The 19,429-nt window shown below is 40.4% G+C and carries 19 protein-coding genes; 11 read left to right on the top strand and 8 right to left on the bottom strand.

Features of this window, described 5'->3' with window-relative positions:
* Window positions 1-74: 74 nt before the first annotated feature.
* From nusA to ACR2F3_RS12030, 3 genes are all read right to left on the bottom strand, one after another.
* Window positions 75-1,310, bottom strand: coding sequence for a transcription termination factor NusA (nusA, locus tag ACR2F3_RS12040; protein ID WP_432710219.1), 1,236 nt, complete (start codon window positions 1,308-1,310; stop codon window positions 75-77).
* Between the two features lies 1 nt (window position 1,311).
* Window positions 1,312-1,776, bottom strand: coding sequence for a ribosome assembly cofactor RimP (gene rimP, locus ACR2F3_RS12035; protein WP_432710230.1), 465 nt, complete (start codon window positions 1,774-1,776; stop codon window positions 1,312-1,314).
* 134 nt (window positions 1,777-1,910) lie between these two features.
* Window positions 1,911-2,321: a hypothetical protein gene (locus ACR2F3_RS12030; protein WP_432710218.1), complete on the bottom strand. Its 411-nt coding sequence runs from the start codon at window positions 2,319-2,321 to the stop codon at window positions 1,911-1,913.
* A gap of 21 nt (window positions 2,322-2,342) precedes the next feature.
* Between ACR2F3_RS12030 and ACR2F3_RS12025 the strand changes: the two genes are divergently transcribed.
* Window positions 2,343-2,687 (top strand): phage holin family protein, encoded by a 345-nt coding sequence (locus ACR2F3_RS12025; RefSeq protein WP_432710217.1) that lies wholly within the window; start codon window positions 2,343-2,345, stop codon window positions 2,685-2,687.
* Window positions 2,688-2,763: 76 nt separating this feature from the next.
* Here ACR2F3_RS12025 and ACR2F3_RS12020 read toward each other — a convergent pair whose 3' ends face one another.
* The 3 genes from ACR2F3_RS12020 to panC all read right to left on the bottom strand — a co-directional run bounded on the left by ACR2F3_RS12020 (window position 2,764) and on the right by panC (window position 5,226).
* On the bottom strand, window positions 2,764-3,903 hold the full coding sequence (locus ACR2F3_RS12020) for an acyl-CoA dehydrogenase (protein ID WP_432710215.1): 1,140 nt from the start codon (window positions 3,901-3,903) through the stop codon (window positions 2,764-2,766).
* 87 nt (window positions 3,904-3,990) lie between these two features.
* Window positions 3,991-4,341 (bottom strand): aspartate 1-decarboxylase, encoded by a 351-nt coding sequence (gene panD / locus ACR2F3_RS12015; protein ID WP_432710214.1) that lies wholly within the window; start codon window positions 4,339-4,341, stop codon window positions 3,991-3,993.
* Window positions 4,342-4,386: 45 nt separating this feature from the next.
* The gene (gene panC / locus ACR2F3_RS12010; protein WP_432710213.1) at window positions 4,387-5,226 is read right to left on the bottom strand and encodes a pantoate--beta-alanine ligase; all 840 of its coding nucleotides are present in this window, start codon (window positions 5,224-5,226) and stop codon (window positions 4,387-4,389) included.
* A gap of 151 nt (window positions 5,227-5,377) precedes the next feature.
* Between panC and ACR2F3_RS12005 the strand changes: the two genes are divergently transcribed.
* Both ACR2F3_RS12005 and ACR2F3_RS12000 read left to right on the top strand, forming a co-directional pair.
* The gene (locus ACR2F3_RS12005; protein ID WP_432710212.1) at window positions 5,378-6,202 is read left to right on the top strand and encodes a glycogen/starch synthase; all 825 of its coding nucleotides are present in this window, start codon (window positions 5,378-5,380) and stop codon (window positions 6,200-6,202) included.
* A 23-nt stretch (window positions 6,203-6,225) separates the two neighbouring features.
* On the top strand, window positions 6,226-7,638 hold the full coding sequence (locus ACR2F3_RS12000; RefSeq protein ID WP_432710211.1) for a DUF4270 domain-containing protein: 1,413 nt from the start codon (window positions 6,226-6,228) through the stop codon (window positions 7,636-7,638).
* 6 nt (window positions 7,639-7,644) lie between these two features.
* Here the strand turns inward: ACR2F3_RS12000 and ACR2F3_RS11995 are convergent, their stop codons facing one another.
* Both ACR2F3_RS11995 and mutY read right to left on the bottom strand, forming a co-directional pair.
* Complete coding sequence (locus tag ACR2F3_RS11995; protein ID WP_432710210.1) at window positions 7,645-8,088, bottom strand: single-stranded DNA-binding protein; 444 nt, start codon at window positions 8,086-8,088, stop codon at window positions 7,645-7,647.
* Between the two features lie 3 nt (window positions 8,089-8,091).
* On the bottom strand, window positions 8,092-9,141 hold the full coding sequence (gene mutY / locus ACR2F3_RS11990; RefSeq protein WP_432710209.1) for an A/G-specific adenine glycosylase: 1,050 nt from the start codon (window positions 9,139-9,141) through the stop codon (window positions 8,092-8,094).
* 169 nt (window positions 9,142-9,310) lie between these two features.
* Between mutY and ACR2F3_RS11985 the strand changes: the two genes are divergently transcribed.
* From ACR2F3_RS11985 to kdpB, 8 genes are all read left to right on the top strand, one after another.
* Entirely contained in the window at window positions 9,311-9,613 is a 303-nt protein-coding gene (locus tag ACR2F3_RS11985; RefSeq protein WP_133555877.1) for an HU family DNA-binding protein, read from the top strand.
* Between the two features lie 4 nt (window positions 9,614-9,617).
* Entirely contained in the window at window positions 9,618-10,478 is an 861-nt protein-coding gene (locus ACR2F3_RS11980; protein ID WP_432710208.1) for a tetratricopeptide repeat protein, read from the top strand.
* 267 nt (window positions 10,479-10,745) lie between these two features.
* Complete coding sequence (locus ACR2F3_RS11975; RefSeq protein WP_432710207.1) at window positions 10,746-12,296, top strand: Rne/Rng family ribonuclease; 1,551 nt, start codon at window positions 10,746-10,748, stop codon at window positions 12,294-12,296.
* Window positions 12,297-12,492: 196 nt separating this feature from the next.
* Complete coding sequence (gene radA / locus ACR2F3_RS11970) at window positions 12,493-13,869, top strand: DNA repair protein RadA (protein ID WP_432710206.1); 1,377 nt, start codon at window positions 12,493-12,495, stop codon at window positions 13,867-13,869.
* A 715-nt stretch (window positions 13,870-14,584) separates the two neighbouring features.
* Entirely contained in the window at window positions 14,585-15,916 is a 1,332-nt protein-coding gene (locus ACR2F3_RS11965; RefSeq protein WP_432710229.1) for a sigma-54-dependent transcriptional regulator, read from the top strand.
* A gap of 265 nt (window positions 15,917-16,181) precedes the next feature.
* Window positions 16,182-16,262, top strand: a complete 81-nt coding sequence (locus ACR2F3_RS11960) for a potassium-transporting ATPase subunit F (protein WP_432710228.1) — start codon at window positions 16,182-16,184, stop codon at window positions 16,260-16,262.
* Window positions 16,263-16,271: 9 nt separating this feature from the next.
* The gene (gene kdpA, locus ACR2F3_RS11955) at window positions 16,272-17,990 is read left to right on the top strand and encodes a potassium-transporting ATPase subunit KdpA (RefSeq protein WP_432710205.1); all 1,719 of its coding nucleotides are present in this window, start codon (window positions 16,272-16,274) and stop codon (window positions 17,988-17,990) included.
* 32 nt (window positions 17,991-18,022) lie between these two features.
* A partial coding sequence (kdpB, locus tag ACR2F3_RS11950) for a potassium-transporting ATPase subunit KdpB (protein WP_432710204.1) occupies window positions 18,023-19,429 on the top strand: 1,407 nt, incomplete at its 3' end.

Raw genomic sequence — 19,429 nt, 5'->3', positions numbered from 1 at the left:
TTTATTTCATGTGTATGTTATTTGTTTAAAAATTCTCACATGCTGTACAACTTCATTTTACACATTTAGTGCAGTTACTCAAATTCTGATTTTAAAATATTGATAACTTCTTTTATAGTCTCTTCTTCTAAATCAGTACGTTTTACTAACTCATCTACCGATAGTGTCAATACACTTTTTGCTGTATCACAACCAATCGCTTTTAACTCATCGATAATCCAGCTATCGATTTCATCTGAGAATTCTTCAATATCCACATCCTCATCTTCTTCTCCTGCTTCACGGTATACATCGATCTCATAACCGGTCAATTTTCCGGCCAATTTAATATTATGTCCACCACGGCCAATAGCCAGCGACACTTGATCGGGTTTTAAGTAAACAGATGCATGTTTTGTAACTTCATCAAGTTTAATAGAACTGATCTTCGCCGGACTCAACGCCCGTGTGATATATAAAGAAATATTGTTAGTAAAATTAATTACATCAATATTCTCGTTTTTTAACTCCCTTACAATTCCATGGATACGTGAACCTTTCATACCAACACATGCCCCAACCGGGTCAATTCTGTCGTCATAAGATTCTACCGCTACTTTCGCACGTTCTCCTGGTTCACGAACAATTTTCTTAATAGTAATCAAACCATCAAAAATTTCTGGAACTTCTATTTCAAATAAACGCTGTAAAAATTCTGGGGCAATTCTGGATATAATAATCTTAGGTGAACTGTTCATCATATCTACTTTAGATATAACTGCACGAACGGTATCTCCCTTTTTGAAATAATCTGCAGGGATCTGTTCGGTTTTTGGCATCATCAGCTCATTACCTTCATCATCAAGCACTAAAGTTTCTTTTTTCCATACCTGGTAAACCTCACCAGTTACAATTTCGCCAACTCTATCTTTATATTTCTTAAAAATTTCGTCTTTCTCCAGTTCCAGTACTTTAGATACTAAAGTCTGACGGGCAGCTAATATAGCACGACGGCCAAAACTCTCTAAAGTAATCTGTTCAATGTAGTCGTCGCCAACTTCCATATCTGGATCTAATTTCTTCACCTCAGAAAGTTCAATTTCTAACTCATCGTCCTCAGAAAAGCCATCTTCCATCACTTTTCTGGTTCGCCAGATTTCTAAATCCCCGTTGTCTGGGTTAACAATGACGTCACAATTCTCATCTGTACCGTATTTTTTTCGCAACATGCTGCGAAACACCTCTTCCAGCACACTAATCACTGTCGGGCGGTCGATGTTCTTGAATTCCTTAAATTCTTGAAACGAATCGATTAAATTAATATTGCTCATTTTATTTAAATGAAATTAAAACCTTTACTTCTGTTATATTATTAAACGCAATCTGGGTTTCTACCAGCTGCGCCTTTTTACCTTTTTCTTTAACGCTTTCCTCTATCATGATTCCAGCCTCATCAACGGCAAGCAACTTACCTTCTTTTTTATCACCACCCGGTAGCTTAACGTCAACCAATCTTCCAATATTCTTTTCATATTGTCTTTTCAGTTTTAACGGCTCACCTACCCCCGGTGACGATACTTCCAAATTGTAGGCCTGTTCAATGGTATTCTCCTCTTCTAAATGAAAACCAACATGCCTGCTTATGGCAGCACAATCCTGTATGCTAATTCCTTCATCACCATCTACATGAATAATTAGCTTATTGTTTGGAAGCATTTTTACTTCCACTAAAAATAATTCCGGTCTATCCGCAATCTTTTCTTCAACTAGTTCTCTTACTCTGTTTTCTACCTGCATAACCATTTTGCTAAAACAGAAAAGAGGGGACACCAGCCCCCTCTTATTCTCTATATCTTTGCAAAGATAGGTATTCTTTTCCAAAAAAAAAAGTACTACCTTACTCGCCCACCCTTTCTAAGGCCAAACACCAATTACCGCTTCAGCATCACTTCCTGTGGTTGTATTTGATAACTCACTTTTCCTTTAAGCACCTTATCAGTATCACCAAAGGTGGTGTTCAGCAGCGTCCTTACCAAATAGGTCTGCCCCTTTTCAAAAGCAGTATCCGGAAAAAATAGTATTTCCTCGTCCAGCATACTTACTTTACCGTGCACTTCTTTTCCATTTGTAAACACCCGCACCCATTCTCCCGATGTAGAGTCTTTCGCCATTTGGTTTTGCAGCTCCAGCAAACCTACTGGGTTAATACCCTGTACACGTATAGCTGAACTATCTGCCGTAAAGCCGATCAATACTGGCTTATTATTTGATATGCTACAGCCAACAAACAAACAACCAATTAATGTGATTAAAACCCTTATCTTTACTAAACTCTTTATCATTACACTAAATTAAACATTATTATGAGCTTTATTGTCGAAATATTAGTGATGGGCTTAGCTATGCTCTTAGGAGCATACATCACACCAGGCGTACACGTAGATGGATTCGGAAGTGCAATTATTGCCGCACTTCTTATCGCCCTGGCAAATGCCACCATTGGATTTATTTTAAGGATATTTACCCTGCCCTTAAACATCCTTACCCTTGGATTGTGCTCCTTCATCATCACCGTGTTAATGATTTTATTAGTAGACAGCATGATGACCAGTTTTAACACTTCGGGTTTCTGGTCTGCAGCATTATTAGCAATCGTAATGGCCATTATAAAAATGATTTTCGGAGGTCTGACCAGTTCCAGAGCATAATACAATCTTCTCAGTATAAACAGAAAAAGCACCTGATCAGGTGCTTTTTCTGTTTATACTGTTGTTCGTTATTTCTTTATCTTAAAATATCCCTGGAAATCACCATCTTTTGAATTTCCGAAGTTCCTTCATAAATCTGGGTAATCTTAGCATCACGCATTAAGCGCTCTACATGATATTCTTTAACAAAACCATATCCTCCATGAATTTGTACCGCTTCAACCGTAACATCCATGGCTACTTTAGAAGCAAATAATTTCGCCATAGAACCTGCCAACGTGTAAGATTCTCCCTGATCTTTCAACCAGGCCGCTTTATACACCAACATACGTGCAGCTTCAATTTGCGTAGCCATATCTGCCAGCTTAAAAGCAATAGATTGATGTTCACATATCGGCTTACCAAATGTTTTACGTTGCTTCGAATATTCCAAAGCCAGTTCGTAAGCACCAGCAGCAATGCCCAATGCCTGAGCGGCAATACCTATGCGTCCGCCTTCAAGGGTTTTCATCGCAAATTTAAAACCGAAACCGTCTTCACCAATTCGGTTTTCTTTAGGAACCTTTACGTCATTAAACATTAAGGAATGCGTATCTGAACCCCTAATACCTAACTTATTTTCCTTCGGCCCAATGGTAAATCCTTCCATGCCTTTTTCAACAATGAAAGCGTTGATTCCTTTATGTTTTAATTCTTTATGTGTTTGGGCAATCACAAGGTAAGTTGAAGCTGTGCCACCATTCGTAATCCAATTTTTGGTGCCATTTAAAAGATAATAATCACCTTTATCTTCCGCAGTGGTTTGTTGCGAAGTGGCATCAGAGCCAGCTTCAGGTTCAGACAAACAGAATGCACCAATCTGCTTTCCTGAGGCAAGTGGTTTCAAATACTTCTCCTTTTGCGCTTCGGTACCAAAGGCTTCCAGTCCATAGCAAACTAAAGAATTATTAACCGATACTACAACCGAGGCAGAAGCGTCAATTTTAGATAATTCTTCCATCACCAATACATACGAAAGTGCGTCTAAACCGCTTCCTCCGTATTCCTGAGACACCATCATCCCTAGAAAGCCTAATTCACCTAACTTCTTAACTTGTTCGGCAGGAAACTTTTGATGCTCATCGCGCTCAATCACTCCAGGCTTAAGCTCATTCTGCGCGAAATCCCTTGCTGCCTGCTGAATCATTAGTTGTTCTTCACTTAGTTGAAATAGCATAATTATTATTTTTTGAATAATGTGTTACGCCAAATTTAGTTATTCTAAACCAAAATATTATGGTTGCATAACATTTTCTAAACAATACTACTTCAGCAAATGGTTGTTGTCGTCAGGAAATACTAAAATGGGATGGTATGCTTTCGCTTCTTCAATTGGCAAAGAACCATAGGACATAATAATCAAAATGTCGCCAACCTGAACTTTTCTAGCTGTCGCTCCGTTAAGGCAAACCATTCCTGATCCACGCTCACCTTTAATGGTATAAGTTTCAAAGCGTTCGCCATTATTGTTATTCACTATTTGTACCTTTTCATTTGCAATGATGTTCGCTGCATCCAAAAGATCTTCGTCAATGGTAATGCTGCCAACATAATTCAGTTCAGCCTGGGTTACCTTAACGCGGTGTATTTTCGATTTTAGTATCTCGATAATCATTCTGCAAATTTAATTAAACTTTAAATAATTGTAAGTATAGAATTGTTAATGCAATAACATGTTATCGATTAAACGGGTTTCACCAACTTTAGCCGCCACCAGAGCAACCAGGTTAGGCACGCTTTTATTGGTTTCCGGCAAAAGTGTCTCTCCGTTTACAATTGTAAAGTAATCAAGGGTTACCCCTGGCTCTGCATTGATCATTGCTTTTGCGTCCGACACCAGCTCCTCAATATCCTTTATCTCAAAATTGTTACGCACGTACTCCAGCGATTTGCTTAACACCAGCGCATGTTTATGATCTGCTTCAGTTAAATGAATATTCCTTGAACTCATGGCCAAACCATCGGCTTCCCTGATGATAGGACAACTAACAATCTTTACTTTTAAATTAAAGCGTTGTACCATCTTTTCAATCATCAATACCTGCTGGTAATCTTTCTGTCCAAAGAAAGCTAAATCTGGCTCTACTGCATCAAAAAGCTTCTTAACAATCTGGGTTACCCCCTGATAATGGCCCTTGCGGAATTCGCCTTCCAGCAAAAATTCTGCTGCACCTAAATCAATGTGCCATTCTTCCGGCTGTGGATACATCTCTTCTACACTTGGCATGAACACAACGTCGCAACCTGCTTCTTCAAGCTGGCAAATGTCATGCTCCAGTGGCCTTGGATATTTCTCCAAATCTTTTGTATCGGTAAATTGTGTAGGGTTCACAAAAATACTACACACTACCAGGTCCGCCTGTTTCTTGGCCATTGCGATTAACGACACGTGACCTTTATGCAAGGCACCCATTGTTGGTACCAGCGCTATTTTTTGCTGAGCCCGTTTCAGGGGCTCGAGCAGCATTTTTAATGCTGCGATCGTTTTTATGATTTTCAAACCAGTGTGAAAAATTTACAGCGCCAAAGTTGGTTATTTCTACATTCTTAACAAAACATCTTGACCAACAACTTGATAAATATTATAATAATGACTATCTTTGCCCCTTGATTATCTTTTCTTTAACATAATTTTATTTACGAATATGGAGATGGCAAAAACGAAGCTACTGATTGTTACACACGAGATGTCGCCTTTCCTCGAACTAACCAAAATTTCAGAAATTACCCGCCAATTACCTCAGGCCATGCAGGAAAAAGGATTCGAAATCCGCATACTGATGCCAAGGTTTGGTAACATTAATGAAAGACGGAACAGATTACACGAAGTAATCCGTTTGTCTGGTATGAACATTATCATTAATGACAATGACAACCCATTAATCATTAAGGTGGCTTCTATCCCTGCGGCACGCATGCAGGTCTACTTTTTGGATAATGAAGATTATTTTCAGCGTAAATACGTTTTCCGCGATAAAGAAAACAAATTTTATGCTGATAACGACGAAAGAACGATCTTTTTCTGCAAAGGAGCATTGGAAACAGTGAAAAAACTAGGCTGGGCACCTGATATTGTTCACTGCCATGGCTGGATGACTGCACTTGTTCCTGCTTACATTAAAACCTCTTACAAAAACGATCCTACGTTTAAAAATGCTAAAGTAGTATACTCTATTTATGAAAATTGCTTTTCAGAAACTTTAAATCCAGATTTGCATAAAAAAGCCGTCATGAATGCTATGACCGCCGAGGACACGAAGGCATTTGAAAACCCTCACTGCAATACAATGCATATTGGTGCAATCACTTATTCCGATGCAGTTGTTTTTGCCGCGGAAAAAATTGATGCTGATGTGTTAAAATTTGTTAAAGATTCTAATAAGCCAACTTTAGCTTATAATTTAACCGAAAATTTCGACAACTTCTTCAATCTTTATGAAGAAATATCGAGCGATGAAATGATTTCAATAGCATAACAAACGGTATTATTAATTTAAATATGAAATTCTCAAAAATAGACTTATTGACCTTGTTAATAAGTCTTTTTATTTTTGCATCGTGTAATAAGACTAATACGTTAGGCTTAGATCTTGATCCTAATGATGCGATCCAGGGTGCACTTGTTGATACATTAACCATTCACACTAAAACGATGGTTGATGATCCTGCATCAACTTATGGTGCGTCAGCAAATTCCCCATCCCTTCCTTTAGGTTTTATCAAAGATCCAATTTTTGGAACTTCAGAAGCAAGTCTGGCACTAAGTGTTTCTGTTCCTAATAATGGTTTTAGTTTTGGCACCAACCCCATCATTGATTCTGCAGTTTTAGTATTGCCTTACGCTCCGCAGTTTTATGGCGATACTACCACCTCAGTATACAGCATTGATGTCTACCAGTTAACTAAAAACATCACCAAGGAAGCTGATTTTTTAAGTAATAAACAATACGATTACCAGAGTACGATAACCGGAAACTTTACAGGTAAGTTAAAACCAAACACGCCGGTTAAAGTCACTGCCGTTCTTACAGGTGCCCCAGACACACTGAAAACTGTACCGGCTTCCATCCGTATTAAATTGGACAGGGCGTTCGTACAAGAGAAACTTGCTAACGTAAGCTCAACGAGCCTGGCAAACAACGCAGTATTTAACGAATATTTCAAAGGATTATACGTAAGCATTAACAAGGCTCAGACAACAGGCGTTGGTGGCATTATGCAGATAAACCTTGACGGAAAAAACTCCAGCCTGGAGATTTATTACAGAAAACAAAATGCAACAACAGCCACTGCAATTGATACAGTAGCTTCCAATTTCACGATTAGCCAATCAACGGGTCCGGTAGCAGCTTCGATTAAACATAATTACGAAGGAACAGCAATAGCTACACAGCTGGCCGATGCAAGCAACAAACAATACGACGTAACTTATTTACAAGGCCTTGCCGGGTTAAGAAATAAAATCAGTTTTCCAGGCCTGCAGGCATTCGTTAAAAATGTAGGCAGCAAAATCGTGATCAATAAAGCTGAACTCGTAGTTGATTTAAGTACAGGTACCGATGTTGCACCGTTTTTACCGGCGCAACGACTTGCCCTTTACCAGTTGGATATTGCGGGACAACGCGCATTAATTGCCGACCAAAACACCAAGGATAATCGTTATACCGGCAACTTTGGCACTGGCTTTAACAGTGTTTCAAAATCATACAGTTTTATTGTAACAGCGCATATGCAGGACCTTATTGATGGCAAAACAAAGGATTACGGTACGTTTTTAGCCCCTACAGCACCCTCACTTGCCCAATACAGTATTAACCCTAGCATCACTACGCCTAACCGTTCAGTGATTGGTTCCGGAATTAATAGCACTAATAAAGTTAAGCTTAACATATATTACACAAAAATAGACTAGGCATATCTAGGCAAATAAAAAAGGAAGATCACCGCTAAGATCACCCCTGTTGGTAAATTCGTCATCATGTTTAGGCGTACTATGCGTAGCCACCACTGGTGTCGAATTGGTTTCAAAGTCACTTTTTCTACCTAGAATAGTAAAGTTTTCAGCCACCACCTCTGTTACATATTTTTTAACTTTTTCCCTGTCTTCAAAAGACCGTGTTCGGAGCTTCCCTTCTATATACACCAGCTTGCCTTTCTGAAGGTATTTGGAAGCTACTTCGGCTAATCCGCGCCAAAGCACAATATTATGCCACTCTGTTTGTTCAACACGTTTACCGTCCTTATTAAAAGTTTCGGAAGTAGCTAATGGGAAGCTTGCTACGGTTACACCACCGTCTAAATGACGAACTTCAGGATCCTTACCTAAATGTCCTACTAGAATTACTTTGTTGATACCTGACATGAATTATTTAGTTATATAGGCATTAATAAAATTGGTAATTACTATAGGTTGGGGCAAATTGTCTAACTCCATTTTGCCAACCCATTTTACCCCTGCGTCTTGTTTAAAGTTAATGATATAATTAGCCAAAACAAAAAACTGAACATATATAATTTGGTGGGTTAATACGTGCTTTTTAGCCACCAACGGTTTTATAACAACCTGATCTCCGCATAGTTTTCGAATTTCTGAAGTCAGGGCTTCATCAGGAAAACCCGCTTCCCCATCCGTCTCAATTAAGGGAAAATCATACAAGTGTTGCCAGATATCACCGGCCTGTCTTTTTTTAACCAATATATCCCCATCCTGCTCCATAATCAGGTAGTTAAAAAATCGCTTTTTTGGAGGCATTTTTTTGATTTTAACCGGTAGTGCTTGTTGGAGGTTATGCCGGTTGGCATAACATTGAACTTGTAGCGGACAAACCTCACAATCAGGCGATTTGGGCTTGCATTGAAGCGCCCCGAACTCCATGATGGCCTGATTATAAATCATCGGGTTCTGTCCTTTTATCAGCTCTTGTGCCAGGTCAGAAAACTCCTTTTTCCCCTCTGTGCTATTAATTGGTGTTGCAATTCCAAAAAAGCGTGACAACACCCTGAAAACGTTTCCGTCGAGTACTGCACGGGCTTCACCTGCGGCAAAAGAAGAAATGGCCGAGGCCGTATAATCACCAATGCCCTTTAACTTAATCAATGCGTCGTATTCGACAGGGAACACGCCTCCGTGCAGGACAAGCACCTGTTGTGCAGTATGATGCATGTTGCGTCCTCTTGAATAATACCCCAGTCCCTGCCACAAACGCAGCACCTCTGCTTCTGTGGCCGAGGCAAAATCCTCCAGCCGTGGAAAGGCCTCCAGAAACCGGTTAAAATAAGGCAAGCCTTGTTCCACCCTGGTTTGTTGCATAATGATTTCTGAGAGCCAGATTACATACGCATCCTGCGTGTGTCGCCATGGTAAATCTCTTTTATACAATTGATACCAGTTAACAATTTCATACTGAAAGTTCATTTTCCAAAAATACGTTCTATTCGCGCATTTTTACCAGATGTTGCAATTCAGTGATGATTATTGAAGCAAATAATTGATCTTTTATTTTCCTATCTCATTAAAAAGCAATACTTTTGCAACCCCAAAACACTTATAATATTTAAACACACAATAATTAATAATAGAGAATATGACTAAGGCAGATATTATTTCAGAAATATCAACAAAGACAGGAATTGAAAAAGTAGATGTGCAGGAGACTGTTGAAGCATTTTTCAAAGTGATCAAAAATAGCATGATCGGTGGAGAAAATGTTTATGTAAGAGGTTTTGGTAGTTTTGTCGTTAAAAAAAGAGCGCAAAAAACTGCAAGAAACATTTCTAAAAACACTGCGATAATTATCCCTGAACATTTCGTTCCAAGCTTTAAACCTGCAAAAGTATTTGTAGATAAAGTAAAAAATAACACTAAAAAACTTAGCGTAGAGGCCTAATATTATGATTAAAGATATCCGTACTAAACAAATCGTTATCATTGGAGCAGTTGTATTGCTTATTGCTTTTTTGTTTACACGTGATATTGCTGGTCTGGAAAAACCTAAAGAAGACACCGCTAGTGCTCCTGCTACCGAACAAATGGCGCCAGTTGCAACACAGGAGATCGATTTGGAAGAAGTATCCAGAATTGGCAAAAACCTGATCAACAATAGTTTGGCAAATGAAATTAAGACCCTGGAGAATAACTATCAAAGTGCTTCCGAAGGCAAAAAATTACCACTCGCCAAAAAACTTGCCCAGAAATGGGATGATGTTGAGAAGCCAGTTCCAAGTGCTTTGTACTTGGAAATCGTTGCCAAAAAGGAGGAAAGTCTTACAAACTGGTTAAATGCCGGTGCACGTTTTATGAAAGCTTATGATTTAACCCGCGACAGCGTAATGCAGCCGGCCTTACTTCAAAAAGCACATTCAGCCTACACTCATGCATTTGCCATCGATTCGACCAGTACAGCTGCAAAAACCGGATTAGGAATAACAATCGTAAACGGAATGGGTATGCCGATGAAAGGCATTACCATGCTAATGGAAGTGGTAGCTAAAGAACCAACCAATTTAGAAGCAAACATGAGCTTAGGCACGTTTGCAATCAAATCTGGTCAGTTTGATAAAGCCATTACCCGCTTTAAGGGAATTATCGCACAGAAGCCTACACCAGATGCTTATTTCTATCTGGCTACAGCTTATGAAAACCTGGGCAAAAATAAAGAAGCGGTTGATGCTTATTTAAATAGTAAAAAGCTTGCAGCAAATCCTACCTTGTCGAAATTTATCGACAAAAAGGTGGAAGAGCTCAGTAAATAATTAATAAACAGATTTATAAAAATATTAAACTTACAACATTATGCCAAGTGGTAAAAAAAGAAAGAGACATAAAATGGCTACGCACAAACGTAAAAAACACTTAAGAAAGAACAGACATAAAAACAAGAAGAAGTAGTCTCTTCTTTTTAGATGTAAACAGGTAAAATATACGTTGATTTATTGGCGTATATTTTGCCTGTTTACCATGTTTTTCATATCAGTCCATGTGTTAATAGGGTATTTGATATACCTTAAAATTTACAGCTTTTGGTAAAAGAATTAATTATCGATTCAGCTCCTACGGGAGTAACCATAGCTTTAATAGAAGACAAACACCTTGTAGAACTTCATAAGGAACACATCAACAACAACTATGCTGTTGGCGACATTTATTTGGGCCGCATAAAGAAAATTATGCCGGGCCTAAATGCTGCGTTTGTTGATGTAGGTTATGAAAAAGATGCGTTCCTGCATTATTTTGATTTGGGACCGCAAGTGCAGTCTTTATTAAAGCTTACAAAAATTAAGCGTAATGGCTCTGTTAATGGAACTTTATTAGACAATTTTAAACTGGAACCTGACATCAATAAGGCCGGTAAAATTTCTGAAGTAGTTACCAAAAATACCGTCATCCCTGTTCAAATAGCCAAAGAGCCTATTTCTACTAAGGGTCCGCGCTTAAGTTCTGACCTTTCTATAGCGGGTCGCTATATTGTATTGGTACCGTTTTCTAACGTTATTTCTATATCCAAAAAAATAAAAAGTAATACCGAACGTAACCGTTTAAAAAAGATTATTGAAAGTATTAAACCTAAAAATTTTGGGGTTATTATTAGAACCGTTTCGGAAGGAAAAGGGGTAGCAGAACTACAAAAAGATCTCTTGGATTCTGTAGCTAAATGGGAAAGCTTCATGAAGAAGTTACCAGATGCAGAACCGTCTAAACGTGTTTGGGGAGAAATGGATCGTACTTCAACGTTGATCCGTGATATCCTAAGCACAGATTTCACTAATGTCTATGTAAACGATCAAAGTTTATATGAAGTCATTCGTTCTTATGTTCATGAAATTTCTCCCGAAATGGAGAAAATAGTGAAGCATTACAAACAGAAAGAACCCATATTTGAGCACTTTGGCTTGGATAAACAGATCAAAAACGGCTTCGGAAAAACGGTAAACCTTCCTGGTGGTGCTTACCTGGTTGTAGAACATACAGAAGCATTACATGTTATTGATGTAAACAGCGGTAACAGAACGGCGAGCAAAGAAAACCAGGAGGAGAATGCTCTTCAGGTGAATAAAGAAGCCGCGAAAGAAATTGCACGCCAGCTGAGGCTGCGTGATATGGGTGGTATAGTTGTTGTCGATTTTATCGACATGCATAAACCGGTTAACCGTAAAATGTTATTTGACTATTTACGTGAACTGATGCAACTTGACCGTGCGAAACACACGATCTTGCCGCCAAGTAAATTTGGTTTAGTTCAGATTACCCGTCAGCGGGTTAGACCTGAAATGAACATTGTGACCAGTGAAAAATGCCCTACCTGCGATGGTACAGGAGAAATCAAGGCCAGCATCGTGTTGATGGATGACATTGAAAATAACCTGACGTATATTTTACAGGAACAAAATGAAAAGAACGTTACGCTGTGCGTGCATCCTTATATTGAAGCCTACATTAAAAAGGGTATTTTCTCCCTACAATGGAAATGGTTCTTCAAATTTGGCCAACGCATTAAAATTAGGGCTGTACCTTCGTACAACCTGACAGAGTTCCATTTCTTGTCGGCTAAAGACGAAGAAATTAAATTGTAACTCTCGTAAAAAGCTTAATGGTAAGCCTGACTTCAATCTGAAGTCAGGCTTATTCATTTCTACACTTTTCGTTTTTTCAAAAAACGATTTACCTGAGTTTTATATACATACTACAGCAGGTTTTCTTTATTTCTTGCAATCATGCTGGTTAGAATCGCTAATTAGCGTAAATTAGTACCTCTTTAAACAACATACCTTGGCTAAAACTAAATCAGCATATTTTTGTCAGAGTTGCGGCTTCGAAACCGCCAAATGGCTCGGCAAATGCCCTTCCTGCAATTCCTGGAATACTTTTGTAGAAGAAGTAATCGAAAAAACCACAGCTAAAGTTCCAACCTGGAAAAGTGCAGGTAGCTCTACCCGTGTCAATAAACCGAGTAAAGTTGCAACCATTGAATCCTCTACTGAAAAACGTATGTTAACCGGCGACCAAGAACTGGATCGCGTGCTAGGTGGTGGTTTAGTGCTGGGTTCTGTTACACTAATCGGTGGTGAACCTGGTATTGGAAAATCCACTCTCATGCTGCAGCTGGCCCTAAATATGGGCAGTAAGCGTATTCTTTACATTTCAGGGGAAGAAAGTGAGCAGCAGATAAAAATGCGGGCAGAAAGAATTACTGCTACCCCTACTGCAGATTGCTACATCTTAACAGAAACCTCTACCCAGAACATTTTTAAACAAATCGAAGAACTGGAACCGGAAATCGTTATTGTTGATTCCATCCAGACCCTCCATTCCGCTCATATTGAGTCTACACCCGGCAGTGTTAGCCAGGTGAGGGAATGCACAGCGGAACTACTTCGTTTTGCGAAGGAAACGGACACCCCTGTGTTCCTGATTGGCCACATCACTAAAGACGGTGCTATTGCCGGACCTAAAATACTTGAACACATGGTGGATACGGTATTGCAGTTTGAAGGCGACAGGCATCATATTTACCGCATTTTACGGTCCATAAAAAATAGATTTGGTGCCGCAGCCGAATTGGGCATTTATGCCATGAACAGCAGTGGCTTACGTGAAGTAACCAATCCTTCTGAGATCCTGCTCTCCCAAAGGGAAGAAGAACTTAGTGGCATTGCCATTTCGGCCACGTTAGAAGGCGCCAGGCCGATGTTAATTGAAACACAGGCATTGGTTAGCACAGCAGCCTACGGAACGCCTCAGCGCTCGGCAACGGGCTTTGACACCAAAAGAATGAACATGTTACTTGCGGTACTCGAAAAACGCTGTGGTTTTAAACTGAGTGCACGTGATGTGTTTTTAAACCTTGCCGGTGGTATCCGGGTGGAAGACCCTGCAATTGACCTCGCCATCATGGTAGCCATCATCTCCTCGCATGAAGACGTCTCCATCCCTTCTAAATTCTGTTTTGCAGCCGAAGTTGGCCTGTCTGGAGAGATCAGGGCCGTTAATCGTATTGACCAGCGCATTGCTGAAGCGGATAAGTTAGGCTTTGAACGAATTTTTGTCTCAAAATATAACCTAAAAGGCTTAAATTTAGAAAAGTATAAGCTTGAAGTAGTAGGCGTTGGAAAAATTGAAGATGTATTCAGCGCTTTATTCGGTTAATTAAATCCCCTCCTTCTCTTAACCTTTATTGTAATTATAAGTGGCCCTACCATGGGCCTGACTTTGACTTAGGTTTGCTCCCATTCAAGTGCGAGCCAGCGACGCATCTGCTACGGCATTTGTACGGTACTCGTACGACACTTGCCGTACGAGTACCGTACAAGATCCGTTCAATATGCGTTGCAACCCCGGTCTTGTTACAAGGCACAGTCAAGGCCTGATGAGGTTTACGATAGGCAATTCTTAAGTTTAATGCATAGAAAAAGCACTTATTCGCCCGCTGAGTTTAAATTATTGATGAATGAGAAACAAAAAGATATTCTAATACTGGATACTCGCTTTAGCACTTACAGGGTACTTGCAGGCACAGGAAAACACAAAAACGAAGCCCCTATCAGACCGTAGTGCTGAGGATAAAAGTGATTTAATGATACATATTGCAGAAATAAATTGCCATCTTCCCGATGTACGAAGAGGAGCAGCCAACCAGGGTAAGGGCCTGGAGATTTATGCGAATAAGATGCATATGACGCCCATTTGAAAACATCACATTTTTTACATTACAAAACTGAAACCTTAAAAAGGATGAAATCATTAAAACTGGTGGAAATGACTGCCTTGGATGTAGAAACGATGTTGGAGATTTTTAAAAAATCGCCTTAAAAAGGCAATTAATTATCTCCATATTTGGCGCGAAAACAAGAACAATATGACCATGCCTGATACGGTGCTCATCATAGATGATGAAAAAAAAATATGCGATCTTCTTGGCCGCATCATTGGACTGGAAGGTTTTAACGTGCTCCAGGCCTATACTGGTAAGGAGGGTTTAAACCTACTTAAAGCTCATGACGTTCAGGTGGTATTAAGCGATGTGAAACTCCCGGATTACAATGGTGTAGACCTTGTCAAAGCAATAAAAAGCATCAGGCCTGCGGCTGAAGTAATTAACCTGACCGCCTTTGGAACCATAGCCGATGGCGTGATGGCCATGCGCAACGGCGCATTTGACTACATCATTAAGGGCGACGACAACGATAAGATTATTCCTCTGGTCTATAAAGCGGTGGAAAAGGCAAGGTTGAATTTAAGGGTCAATCAGCTGGAAAGAAAAATCATTGACAAGCATAGCTTCGACGCCATATTAGGCAATTCTAAACCCATTGCTAACGCTATTAACCTGGCACAAAAAGTTGCTGCTACAGATACAACCGTTTTACTATTAGGTGAAACAGGCACAGGTAAAGAGGTATTTGCACAGGCCATCCATTACAGCAGCCCCAGAAAACTGAAACCCTTTGTAGCTGTAAATTGCAGCAGCTTTAATCCGGAATTACTGGAAAGTGAACTTTTTGGCTACCTGGCAGGCGCTTTTACAGGTGCCATGAAGGATAAAAAAGGACTGTTAGAGGAAGCTGATGGGGGGACGCTGTTTCTGGATGAAATTGGCGAGATGAGTATAGATTTACAGGCCAAATTACTCCGGGTATTGGAAAACCAAACTTTTATTAAGGTTGGCGCCACTCAAACCAGTAAAACCAATTTAAGAATCATTGCAGCAACCAACAGGGATTTAAAAAAGGAAGCGGAAAATAATGCTTTCCGGCTCGACCTCTACTACCGTTTATCGGTATTTACCATTGAACTACCTCCCCTGGCTCATAGAAAGGAAGATATTATTCCCATCGCTAAGCATTACCTGCAAGAGTTCGCCTCAAAGGTGAACAAGCCTCCGTTTAACATAGATGAAAAATTTTCAACATTGCTGGTTGGCCACAACTGGAAGGGCAACATCAGGGAATTGAAGAATGTGATGGAAAGAGTTGTTATTCTGGCCGACAGCAACCTGCTTACCGCCGACCTGCTTCCTTATGAGTTTCACGACGAAACACCAGGACTCGATCCACTGAATATGCAGGCAATGGAAAAACAACACATTAACAAAGTACTGAATTACGCCAAAGGCAATAAAACGGAGACCGCACGCTTGCTAGGCATCGGGTTAACAACCCTGTACCGAAAGATTGAAGAATATAACATCACCTAATCAAGTTATCCTTCCCGTATTGAAAAAACCCTTCCATTTTGGAAGGGTTTTTTTTTGGCAAATAAGCTATAAACACAAATAAATCAACCCAACTATTACTGGCACAGCATCTTACAAAACATTTTGTTTTTATGGCCTTTCAATTGGATACTGCCCATAAAAAACGAAATAGCTATGCTTACAATCCTCTTACTTCTTACCCTGCTCCTGCTGTGCTGGGTGTTTTACAAATCCATTGACTGGTTCGAAAAAATTTAGCAAGACCATGATGATCACCTTATTTATTATCGCCATTGCCGTATTCATCTACATGATTTACGTGCTCCTTAAACCAGAAAATTTTTAATCCAACCTTATGAACACAGAACTACTTGGAATTATAGCGACCTATCTGCTTACACTGATCATCGCTATTCCACTCGGCAAATACCTGGCAAAGGTATTTGCCGGAGAAAAAGTCTGGACAGACTTTTTAAAGCCCCTTGAAACCGGAATTTTCAAACTCGCAGGCATCAATGCAAACGAAGAAATGAACTGGAAACAGCACATGAAAGCCTTGCTCACCATTAACCTTGTATGGTTAATATATGGCTTTTTTGTTTTAATGAACCAGGATAAGCTGCCCCTTAACCCTGACGGGAACCCCGGCATGACACCCGATCTGTCATTTAACACCGTCATAAGTTTCGTGGTAAACTGCGACCTTCAGCATTATTCAGGAGAAAGTGGAGTGACTTATTTAACCCAGCATTTCGTGGTGATGTTTTTACAATTTGTGAGTGCTGCCACCGGAATTGCTGCTGCCATCGTGTTTTTTAAGGCCTTCAGAGATAAAACAACCACGCAGATAGGTAATTTCTGGGATTTCTTTGTAAAATCCATCACCCGCTTATTACTCCCCCTATCCCTTGTCATTGCATTAATTCTTGCGTTTAATGGCACCCCAAGCAGTTATGAAGGTAAAGACCAGTTTATTTCTGTAGAGGGTGATACCGTAAGTGTTTCCAGAGGACCTGCTGCCGCCATGATCGCCATTAAACACCTCGGCACAAATGGAGGTGGCTGGTTTGGTGTAAACTCTGCCCACCCCCTGGAAAACCCGAATTACCTGACCACTATGGTGGAACTTATTGCACAGGTCATCATCCCGATTGCTATGGTAATCGCCTTCGGTATATTTATCAGAAGAAGGAAACTTTCCTGGATGATTTTCGGCGTTATGACCATCGGCATGCTGCTACTGCTCATACCTACGATAAGTTCAGAACTGGGCGGAAACCCGGCCCTTGCGAAAATGGGGATTTCACAAAGTACAGGAGCAATGGAGGGTAAGGAAATGCGCTTTGGTCCGGCCATATCAGCGTATTGGAGTACGGTAACCACCGTTATTTCCACTGGCTCGGTAAACAGTATGCACGACAGCAACATGCCGCTAACCGGCCTATGGGAAATGCTCGCCATGATGATCAATGCATTTTACGGCGGCTGTGGTGTAGGTATCATGAATTATTTTATCTACTTAATCATTGCCGTATTCATAGCTGGATTAATGGTTGGAAGGACACCAGAGTTTCTAGGACATAAAGTAGAAGCCAGGGAAATAAAGATTGCCGCGATCATTAGTTTACTCAGTCCGTTTTTAATTCTTGCCGGTACTGCACTTGCAAGTTATGTATTCATCAATTATAGTGATGCCGCTTGGGCAGTACAACCACAAAACTGGTTAAACAACCCTGGTTCCCATGGTTTTTCGGAGATGCTGTATGAAATGACTTCCTCAAATGCAAACAACGGTTCAGGCTTCGAAGGATTGGCTGATAATAATGTGTTCTGGAACATATCGACAGGATTTGTGCTGTTGTTAGGACGATTCCTTCCCATCATTGGCCCTATTGCCATTGCAGGCCTACTTGCTGCGAAAAAATACATCCCTGAAACTTCAGGAACGCTAAAAACAGATACGCTTACCTTCAGTGTAATGACTTTCGCTGTCATCGTGGTTTTAAATGCGCTTTCGTATTTCCCTGTACTCACCCTGGGCCCATTAGCAGAATACTTTACCCTTTATAAATAACATTTCATCAATTAAAATAATTAAGAACGCAGATGAAACCATCTTCAAATAAATTGTTTGAACCAGCATTAGTAAAGACAGCATGGAAACAGTCTTTTATTAAACTAGACCCACGGTCTATGATCAAAAACCCGGTTATGTTTACGGTAGCCATCGGAACACTGGTAATGGCTTTCGTTACCTTCTATTCTATAGAACATAGCGGACAGGGCTCGCCATTATATAATCTCTTTATTTTTATCATCTTATTTCTCACTGTTCTCTTCGCAAATTTTGCGGAAGCTATTGCTGAGGCTAGAGGAAAAGCCCAGGCTGACTCCTTAAGGAAAACGCGCGAAGAAACACCAGCGAAAATCATTCAAACCGACGGAAACATAGCCATCCAATCGTCTAGCTTACTCAAAAAAGGAGATGTCTTTATTTGTGAAGCCGGTGATACAATTCCTACAGATGGAGAAATTATAGAAGGTATTGCTACCATCGACGAATCTGCAATTACCGGTGAGTCTGCCCCTGTAATCCGGGAATCTGGCGGCGACAAGTCGTCAGTAACCGGGGGTACAAAAGTATTATCTGACCGCATTAAGGTTCGGGTAAATACCCAGCCAGGAGAAAGCTTCCTGGATAAAATGATTGCGCTGGTAGAAGGTGCATCACGCCAGAAAACACCAAATGAGATCGCTCTGACCATACTGCTGGCCAGCTTTACCCTGGTGTTCATCATTGTATGTGTAACCCTGAAACCCTTCGCTGATTATGCCAATACCCCCATCACTGTAGCTAGTTTAATATCACTTTTTGTGTGTTTAATACCGACTACCATCGGTGGCTTGTTATCGGCCATCGGTATTGCCGGAATGGACCGGGCGTTACGTGCCAATGTAATTACAAAATCCGGCAAAGCTGTGGAAACCGCGGGTGATATCGATGTGCTGCTGCTTGATAAAACCGGAACAATCACTATTGGTAACCGTAAAGCAACGCATTTCTATCCGGCCAGCGGTGTTACCAATGATCAGTTTTTAATGGCATGCACCTTAAGTTCTTTTACAGACGAAACGCCGGAAGGCAAATCAATTATTGAGCTTGTTAATTCCGGTAACTACCAGGCTACTGGTGTACCGGAAGGTGCCGTATTTATCGGATTTACTGCAGAAACAAGATCCAGCGGGCTGGACACCCCAGATGGCCAAAGGATTAGGAAGGGTGCTTTCGATTCCATCCGTCAACTGGTGATCAAGGCAGGAAATCCTTTCCCTGCAGATCTTGAAGCACATGTGAAAACAATTGCCGAAAATGGCGGTACGCCTTTAGTCGTTTCCATGAACGAGCAGGCACTGGGTGTAATTGAACTTCAGGATATCATTAAAACAGGCATAAGCGAACGTTTTGAGCGTCTACGTAAAATGGGTTTAAAAACAGTGATGGTGACGGGTGAC

The sequence above is a fragment of the Pedobacter sp. genome (assembly GCF_045627485.1).
Lineage (GTDB): Bacteria > Bacteroidota > Bacteroidia > Sphingobacteriales > Sphingobacteriaceae > Pedobacter.
This window is presented reverse-complemented; position numbering and strand designations above follow the sequence as displayed.